Origin of the sequence: Chroococcidiopsis sp. CCALA 051 (genome assembly GCF_003015105.1) — a bacterium.
Taxonomy (GTDB): Bacteria; Cyanobacteriota; Cyanobacteriia; order Cyanobacteriales; family Chroococcidiopsidaceae; genus Chroococcidiopsis; species Chroococcidiopsis thermalis.
This window is the reverse complement of sequence record NZ_PYCI01000207.1, coordinates 1-8,558: the sequence shown is the minus strand read 5'-3', so window position 1 is coordinate 8,558 and position 8,558 is coordinate 1. Positions and strand designations below refer to the sequence as shown.

The following is an 8,558-nucleotide window of genomic DNA, read 5'->3' as shown; positions in this document are numbered from 1 at the left end:
GGGTTTCATGCCTGACTATTTGGGGAAAAATTCAACTCCTGGCTATTTTCCTCTATCCTTTACAAAATTGCACTACCGCCCAATCCTTCTAAGCTGCCGGACTGAATTTCATAAGTTGTCCATAGGTTGAGCGCGTGTTTCGGCACATTACTCAGTTGATTACCAACTGGAAAGTCATTGTCTTCAGTAATTTCTGCATCAGTAAAAGCATAGCCTGCAATAATATTCCATCCTGGCAAGATTTCACCAGAAACATCAAACTCAATCCCACGACTTCGCTGTTCTCCAACTAAAATACTTCGGTTCGGATTATTAGGATCGGGTGTTGGGAGATTGGAACGAGTTAAGTCATAAAATGCTAGTGTTGCAGCCAATTGGTCAGTGAGATCGGCTTTGACACCAATTTCGTACTGTGTGCCTCGTTCTGGATCGGTCTCCGCAGGAGCGAATCCACTGGATGTTGAATAGTTGAATGAACGGCTGTAGCTAGCATAGAGCGAAATCGGTTGAATAGGCTGGTAAACAATGCCAAAACGGGGGCTAAAAGCCTCTGTTTGTTTAAAGTCATCTATTTGTTCAAATGGTTCCTGATATTTTTGATTAGCAATATCAAAGCGTCCACCCAAAAGTAGCTTCAAGTTTTCGGCTAAGGTAATTTGGTCTTGGAGATAAATACCGAATTGCTGCACTCTATCTTTGTTAGCCTGCGGTGTAAAAGTCGGGTTGATTGGAGTACGCCCATACACAGGGTTAAAAACATCAAGGGGAGTATAATTTAAGCTGAGATTAGATTTATAATCAATATCAGTTCTTCTGAGATTAAATCCTGCTACTAGTTGATGCTTAGTATTCCCTGTGGCAAAGTTACCAACAATGTAATTGTCAAGATTGTAGGTATTTGCATCGTATTCAGTATCATCCTCTTGTCCTCTATTTAGGGTACGTCCATCACTCTGAAATGCTAGTGGAAATACAGTATCTCGTCTTAGGCGAAATAAGGAAGTCCGAAAAACGCTTCTTGCTTGCCAGTCTTCACTAAAGCGATGTTCCAAATCATAGCCGATACGAAATACCTCATTTGAAACTTGATTAAAATCAGGCTCACTCACAAAACGGTTACGAGGAATCCTACCATTAGGGTTAGGCAAAACACTGCCTCTGGGAGGTAATCCAAAATCATAGGTTCCCTCTGAAAGGAGATACTCTGCTGCTAATGTCAGCTTGGTTTTATCACCGAGTTGAAATGCCAAACTTGGTGCAATTAAATAGTCTCGGTGTTCATAGAAATCAATAAAGCTTTCCCTGGTTTGAGCAGAAGCATTTAGGCGATACAGTACCGTTTTGCTTTCATTCAATGGACCGGATAAATCAATCGCACCACGATAAAGATTGTAGCTGCCAGCAGAAGCCTCTACGGAATAGAAAGGATCGGGTAATGGCTGCTTCGTGACCAAGTTAACGCTACCGCCTAGCCCACCTTGACCGAACAGAACTGAGGCAGGTCCTTTGAGAACTTCAACCCGTTCAATGTTAGACCCAAATGCTATTTCTGAAGCTGTGGGATCTGGCAAACCATTGATTAGAATATCATTAGATGCATCAAATCCTCGAATGTTAATTATATTGAGAGGATCGCGAGGACTTCGACCACCTAGCACAACACCAGGTGCATTCTTTAGTACTTCTACTAGACGAGTAGCTTGCTGGTCTTGGATAACCTCTTGGGGGATGACTTGAATCGACTGGGGAATATCCCGCAAAGGCGTATCGGTTCTGGTTCCCACACTAGCATTTGGCACGCGATACCCATCTTGCTCGCCCGTCACAACTATCTCAATTGACTCATCATCCGCTGCTGATGGTTGACTTAGCTGTTCTTTTTCTGGTTGTGGTGATGTTTCCGATCGCTGTGGCTGTTGTGCGGAAGTTGCAGTAGTTGTAATACCAAAAATCAAACCCTCGTTTGGACTGTCCAACAATTCGACAGTTGGGACACCCGCCTCACCCGTCACCGTCACCCGAATAGTATTAGCATCCAGATTTATAACTGTTATTTCAGTAATACCCTCAACAGGTTTTTGGGAACTGAATGTAAAGGCATCGCCAGTTGACAAGCGCAATTGGGCGTTAGGAATATCAGCAATATAGTTATTTCCTTGACTGCGATCGCTGATTTGCAGTTGTTCGCCTTGGGTGGTTTGTAAAATCACCTCTACACCTTTATCGGTGGAATTAGCCTGTACTCCCGTCACTTGTGTAACTTCTTCTTGGGAAGGGCGGTTAGTTGGTATTGATGATTGCGAGAGCAAACCTTTAACATTGCTGGCTGGAAATCTAACTTCACTTAATCGAGGAATAGGTGTAGTTAATTTTTGGTTATCTGATTCAACTTGAGCCACGACAGGCTGACCAACAGCAATGCTGAAAACATATCCTATCAAGCCGAGTACTAGCCACGAATTTTGTTTGGGCAGAACTATCCAACCTTCGATCTTGCTCATCACACCACAGTTGTTGAAATTTCAATAAAAATTTGGCTTATTGCGTATAGTTGTTAATTGCAATAAAGCATAGTGTAAAGAAGCACTAGGGTTAGAGTCTATTCCAAAACGGCATTACAGTCGCAAAACGGCATTACGAAGGTAAAATACTTCTGTTTCCTGATAAGCATTCTCTAGGTGTAATGCCAAATTTTCTTTTAAAGGCAGCCGCAAAGTGTCCTTGCTGAGAATAACCGCTCAAATTGGCAACTTCTGCAACACTCAGCTTACCAGAGCGCAAAAGTTGTTCTGCTTGCTCCATACGTATATTAGTGAGATAGCCAAACACCGTTGTGCCAAACATTTCCTTAAATCCGCGCCGTAGATTGCGATCGCTCACTCCAACAATTTGCGCCAATTCCAACAATGACGGCGGATTTTCCAAATGTGCCGACAAAATTTCTCTAGCGTAATGAATCCGGCTAATAGTATCTGCTTTCAGGCGTGGCGATGGCTGTATTCCATCTTGAGCAGATAATATAGGAGCTAATTGCAACGCCATTAGTTCCAACACCTTCCCTTGTAAATACATCCGCTTTGTCATTCCCTCGTAAGGACAGTTGATAATTTGCTGTGCTATTCCCTGAATAGCCGTTGTAGTTTCGGGGTAAAGCAAAGTCTGCCAATCATTACCCTTCGCCAACAGACGCAACTGGTGGGGAATTTCCCCAGCTTCATCAGGGAAAAAAGTTGCCAGCAACTCAGGAGGCATCTCGATATCAACACCTACATATCGAGTTTTGAGTAATTGCGTAGTCATTTGGCGTTGAACGCCACTACCCGAAATACACGTATATCCTTCTCCTAACTGCCCCCCGTATTCGTCTGTGATTTTACCTGAAAGGTAAACTAAGAATTGTAATGGGTGATCCCACTCAGGGATTTTGATTAACATATCATCGCGATATTTATAGTCCACAATCATTAGCCAAAAGTGGGGATACACCTCAATAAGTCGCGCATAGCCTTTACCCAGTTGCTGAGGCATTTCGCGGACGATTTCAAATGGCTCTGGTTTTGGTTTTTGTAGACTGTTGGGGTTAGCTCCTGCCCATAGTTCCCAATCCTCGTACATCGTCAGGGTAATTGTCATAGCTAGCAAATGGTAGAGCTGTTAGATTTGATGATAATAAATTTCAATAAACTAGAACGCGATCGCCCAATACAATTTGCTTGAGGGCGTTGCTAAATGCGATCGCCCTCAAGCAAAACATTAAGCTGAAACTAAGAGATCCGTTTGCAATAGAAAAAAATCCGTCTCGCGTCAGACGCGATCGCTAGCGATCGTGTATAATTTCTTTTAATTAATTGAGAATTGCTTTCAAAAACTGTACTACATCTACAAGAATCGCTGATTGAACGCACGCGATAAAACTAATCCGCCCGCTCTAGTACCAGTACCCAGTCGCGATCGCGCTCGTGGGATGGCGGAACGAAGCGTTTCGTGCCAGCCGCAGCGAATTCGCCGATCGCCTGCCAAGTCCCTTGACGCGGGTTAAACCAGCGTGCTTTCACCCGCTCGCCTGAAATTTTATCCATTTGAATTGTTACAGCATTACTAGTTGGAAGATAGAGCATGACATAGCTGCCATCAGCATTCCGTGTCGCCTGAATGCGATTGAGTTGCTCTCTCTGCCCGTTTGCGATCGAGGAGCGATCTGGAATCCGCGTTAGAAACGGTTGCGACTCCATCAGATTGCGTAGATATGTCATTTGACCCGCACCTGGCGCATCGAGGGATTTGAACCACGGGATGTCCGCACCTCTCCCCAGATGTTCGCCTTCACGAACCCAACCAATAAAGCTACGATGACCGTAGGTATGACCGAAGCCACCAGCAAACACAGCCCAGTATGCCGCTTTGCGAACGTGCCAAGGCTGAATTCGCTTGTCCGGTGGCGCATTCCTGCTCAGAGAAAGTGAGTTTTCGTATGCAACTTCGGCATCCAGCGTTGGCTTCGGCGGTTCTTTTGCATAGTCTGCGGCGATCGTTTTGTAGTTACGAAACTCGAAAGAAGTTGTGGTTTGAATCATGTTAAAGTCGAGCCACTTTTCCTGGTGCAGATGGCGCGAAGACGAGCGACCGCCACCGCGAGGGTGGTAAGTCATCAATGTCGTGCTGTAATCTGCTTGCCCGTCAAATCGCGCGTCACCGTTCGCACCATCCGCAATTCCCTCGGCTATGGCGCGGGTCATTCTCAGTCGTTCTGGATTGTCAACGTCCCGCTCGCGCACCGGATCTCCGCCCATCACCCAAATCAAGTGCGATTTATGCCGCCAACGGTTGCCAAGGAAATGTCCGTAGCGATAAGCAATCGCAGGATTCTGAACTATTGGGTCGTGATTCGGTACGTTGTTAGCCCAAATCGGCAGCAGAGCCAGATAGAGTCCGTGCGCTTCAGCCTGCGCCACAAACCAGTCAGCCATGTCCCAATAATCGTTGTTAGCACCGTTAGCAATCTGAGGTCGGGCAAAGTTGCCTCGGATAAACGCCGCTTGACCGTAAGCATTTGTACTCTCGGCGTTCCTAACCAAACGACACTGAATCACGTTGAATCTCTTGGCAGCGCGATCTTCGAGATAGCGTAACACGGAAGGTTGATTGTGCGCATCCTCGCGCGTTGCCTTCTGAAGAATTGCCCACGACGTATCGCCCAGCCAAAAGAAAGGCGAACCATCCTCTTTCACCAAAAACCGACCGTTGTGACTGACACGCAGTTGGCTCAATTTACTCGTTCGCGCTCCTGCCATGACAGTATTGCAACTCGATAAGAGGAAACAGACAGCGAGCGGTAACATCCAAAGCAAAAAACGTCTCATAGTTTTCTAGCCCCTGGGTTCAGTCGAGTCCAAAATTCTAGGGTTGCAACAGCTCAAACAACTGTTGTTTGCCTTTTTGTAGATATCGAGTGACAGTCATCGGACTCACACCAAGGTATTGAGCTGCTTTTTTGCGAGAAAATTGCTGGAGGAAGACCAATTCAACTGCCTTGCGAGTATTTTCTTCCAACTGGTTCATAGCGAAGCGCAATTGTTGCCGCTCTTCTTCTGGCTGTAAAGTGCAAGAACGTCGCTCTGCTATGGTATCGGCTAGTTGAATCTGACCATCGGGCTCTCGAACCAACGTACTATCTAAACTGAAGACGCGGCAATTTTGAATGGCTAATTGGCTTTCTCTCCATTCTGACAGCGAGACGTGCAGCGATCGCGCAATCTCTAAATCTGTCGGAAGACGACCGAGAGAAGAAGTTAATTGTTGGCAAACTTTTTGCCCGCGAGCGTGAAGCTCTTGCCAGCGGCGGGGGATTTTTACCACTCCGGCGCGATCGCGGATAAAATGTAAAATTTCACCGCGAATATAAGGAATTGCAAAAGAACTAAAAGCATATCCTCGATCGGGATTAAAGCGCTCGATCGCGCGAATCAAACCGAAGTATCCAATCTGCTCTAAATCTTCATAAGGTTCGGGAGAGCGATGGTACAGTTGACGCGCCATCTGGCGTACTAACCCAGCGTGCCTTCTCACCAGTCGATTGCGTAACCAGAGCGAAGGCTTTTGATAGTAAGAAATCAACAGCTCGATCTCATTACAGTAGACGTTAGTTTGAGTCACCACCATAAAACACCTCAATCGCGAACGTTATCGAGCGACCACCGCAGAAATTTGAGTCGAGCCGAGAAAGTTCTCGGTCATGCGCTCCATCTTTTGCAGCGGCTCGCTTGAGAGATTCTCGATCGCCACGATCGCTCTCGCACGTCGAGCGCTGCTAGCAAATGTTACAAGCGCTCTGAATCTGACTTTCGGCATCTTTGCTTTTGGCTTATTCTCTACTCATACTAAAAGCTTGTCAATTGCACACAGGTACGGAAAAGTTCAGGAGCGATCGCTCGTGATGATGTTAGCCCGGTGGCGCGCCCTGTTTGCTCGCTCTCTAGATTGCACGTCTTTTGACTGACGAGCGTGGTTTTCCTGCCGTGCAACAACGAGCCGCCGTTGCTGCCGATGTATTTTTCCCTCTGCTTCTAACCGCTGAAGGATTGTGGTCACCGTGACCCGATTCGTCCCCAGCGTCTGAGCCAACTGCTGATGGGTGAGCGGCAGATCGAGCAAGCGACCGTTTTCCACGTCGCAACCGAATTTTTGACTCAACCACATGAGGAGCTGCCATAACTTCTGAGACAGGGGATTGAGATGAACAATGCTCAGGAGTTCTTCGGTTTGCTGCTGCTGGTGAATGATGGCATCGGTGAAATGCGATCGCTGAGTGTAGGAACAGCAGCTGATGACGACATCTGTGAGGCAGTGGATTTCGTAAGGTCGCACTCGTGACAATCGGTGTCCCACCACATCTCCCACTCCCCAATAGCCCAAGCAAACTAGCTCGCCTTCAGCAGTCCAAGTCATACTACAGACGACACCTGATTCGATCCGCCATAAAACTTCGCTGTGTTCTGGCAGCTGCGCGCGACGCTTCCATTGCTGTTGGAACGGTGGAGTGATTAAGCCAACGAGCGGACTTGACTGTTGCATAAAACTCCATCAGTTGGGCTTTTTGGTCAACTCATTCGTGACTAGCAGCCGCTACAGCTAGACTTGTTGGTACACCGCCTCAGATGCGACAAACAGACCGAGCGGAACTCGTCACTTCACATCGGTAAAGTATCAAGGAACTAACCGAGAGCGTAGCTATGAAATTCATCCAAAGAATAGTTATATTTGCTCAAGTCACGCAAGCTACTTCAGATACCGAATCAAAAACTCTTTCTTTAGATAGAGGCGTAACAAAAGATTCAGTATTAAATTGCACGTTCCTACTTTACAAAATTTTATTCTCGACTTGACTAGATTGACAAATTATATAGGCTTCTCTCAGGTAAGGCTCTCAAATTTTTGGAATTGCTATCTAATCCGTTGCGCTCAATCTGTAGCTATTTTTCTGAAAAAGTTTCGCTTGCAGAATCGAAAAAATTGCTCTAACTTGTTTGCGGAAATTTGAGAGTAGTTATTGTAGTTGCTTCAAAAGTCAAGCAAAAAGTCTTCAGCAGGTAGAAGTCATATGACAGAAGTATTGAAGCTTAATTCTAAAAAAGGCGCTGGTGTTTTATGAAGATGATTTGGTTTGATCCAAAAGAACATAAGCATGTAATGTCTGGCAGGAATAAATACATAACCGCCCGAGCGAACTTTACCGCATGAGAAATTATGCACATACCCGATCTTTACCGCGTCACAATCGGTCGCCTCGTTGCCGCTGTTCATCCAAAGAAACATCCGAAGCTCTTATTCTTCTGCTGTGCGTTCATCCTCAGTGCGATTCTGCCATTTTCTTTCGCCTGCGCCGACTTGAAGACCGACGTGCCGCAGCGAGGAGGCGGGAATGTCATCTTCGGCGTGAACGACGGCACTGGGTACGACGACTCCCAGGAGTTCAGCCAGATGGTGTCAGGGCGCATCTCTGCCCTTGGGCTCACCGCAGTCCGCACCGGAGCAGACAAGATGAAGTGCGAGCGGGAGGGGGAGCCGTGCGATTTCTCTCGGCGCGACGTAGTAATTCAAGAACACTTGGCTAAAGGGTTAGCCCTTCACATGGTAATCGCTTTCAGGTGGGAACTCGATGTCGCTGGATACGAACCCATCCAGTGGACGAAGAACTATGCCTGGAAATGCGGTCAAGTGGCTCACCATTGGAAGGATACGGTGCGCTACTACATAGTGGATAACGAACCAGATATTCGCGGTCGAGATGCCAAGCGAGGTCCCGAGACACCCGCAACCGTCGTCCGTATGCAAAAAGCCTGCTACGAGGCAATCAAGCGGGTAGACCCAGGAATACTCGTCGAGTCTGCACCCGCGACCAGACCGAACACGGAATACAACCGCGCTCTCCTCAAGGCAGGTATTGGAAAATATGCCGATCTCATCGGCACTCACATGTACGGCGGTCAGCTCAGGGAAGATGCGATCGCGACACTGCGCAAATGGATGGCGGAGTTCGGTGTCAACAAGCCGGTGGCGAT

6 protein-coding genes and 1 pseudogene are annotated in these 8,558 nt (G+C 46.9%); 1 reads left to right on the top strand and 6 read right to left on the bottom strand.

The window, feature by feature from the left end; genetic code table 11:
- Positions 1 to 59 precede the first annotated feature (59 nt).
- The 6 genes from C7Y66_RS29210 to C7Y66_RS29190 all read right to left on the bottom strand — a co-directional run bounded on the left by C7Y66_RS29210 (position 60) and on the right by C7Y66_RS29190 (position 7,071).
- Entirely contained in the window at positions 60 to 2,501 is a 2,442-nt protein-coding gene (locus C7Y66_RS29210) for a TonB-dependent siderophore receptor (RefSeq protein ID WP_233222905.1), read from the bottom strand.
- A gap of 133 nt (positions 2,502 to 2,634) precedes the next feature.
- Entirely contained in the window at positions 2,635 to 3,633 is a 999-nt protein-coding gene (locus C7Y66_RS29205) for an AraC family transcriptional regulator (RefSeq protein WP_106218775.1), read from the bottom strand.
- A gap of 281 nt (positions 3,634 to 3,914) precedes the next feature.
- Entirely contained in the window at positions 3,915 to 5,360 is a 1,446-nt protein-coding gene (locus C7Y66_RS29200) for a glycoside hydrolase family 140 protein (protein WP_106548225.1), read from the bottom strand.
- 37 nt (positions 5,361 to 5,397) lie between these two features.
- Entirely contained in the window at positions 5,398 to 6,159 is a 762-nt protein-coding gene (locus C7Y66_RS29195; RefSeq protein WP_106548224.1) for a sigma-70 family RNA polymerase sigma factor, read from the bottom strand.
- Positions 6,160 to 6,180: 21 nt separating this feature from the next.
- A complete protein-coding gene (locus C7Y66_RS31495) occupies positions 6,181 to 6,348 on the bottom strand; it encodes a hypothetical protein (protein ID WP_158266024.1) in 168 nt (55 codons plus the stop codon).
- A gap of 66 nt (positions 6,349 to 6,414) precedes the next feature.
- Complete coding sequence (locus C7Y66_RS29190; RefSeq protein WP_106548223.1) at positions 6,415 to 7,071, bottom strand: Crp/Fnr family transcriptional regulator; 657 nt, start codon at positions 7,069 to 7,071, stop codon at positions 6,415 to 6,417.
- A 672-nt stretch (positions 7,072 to 7,743) separates the two neighbouring features.
- Here C7Y66_RS29190 and C7Y66_RS29185 point away from each other — a divergent pair.
- A pseudogene (locus C7Y66_RS29185) lies at positions 7,744 to 8,558 on the top strand (hypothetical protein); the annotation flags it as partial.

What these genes read in the sequence shown, in the direction of transcription:
- C7Y66_RS29205 (WP_106218775.1), bottom strand. Translation starts at nt 3,633, where the DNA reads ATGACAATTACCCTGACGATGTACGAGGATTGGGAACTATGGGCAGGA.
- C7Y66_RS29200 (WP_106548225.1), bottom strand. Translation starts at nt 5,360, where the DNA reads ATGAGACGTTTTTTGCTTTGGATGTTACCGCTCGCTGTCTGTTTCCTC.
- C7Y66_RS29190 (WP_106548223.1), bottom strand. Translation starts at nt 7,071, where the DNA reads ATGCAACAGTCAAGTCCGCTCGTTGGCTTAATCACTCCACCGTTCCAA.
- C7Y66_RS31495 (WP_158266024.1), bottom strand. Translation starts at nt 6,348, where the DNA reads ATGCCGAAAGTCAGATTCAGAGCGCTTGTAACATTTGCTAGCAGCGCT.
- C7Y66_RS29195 (WP_106548224.1), bottom strand. Translation starts at nt 6,159, where the DNA reads ATGGTGGTGACTCAAACTAACGTCTACTGTAATGAGATCGAGCTGTTG.
- C7Y66_RS29210 (WP_233222905.1), bottom strand. Translation starts at nt 2,501, where the DNA reads ATGAGCAAGATCGAAGGTTGGATAGTTCTGCCCAAACAAAATTCGTGG.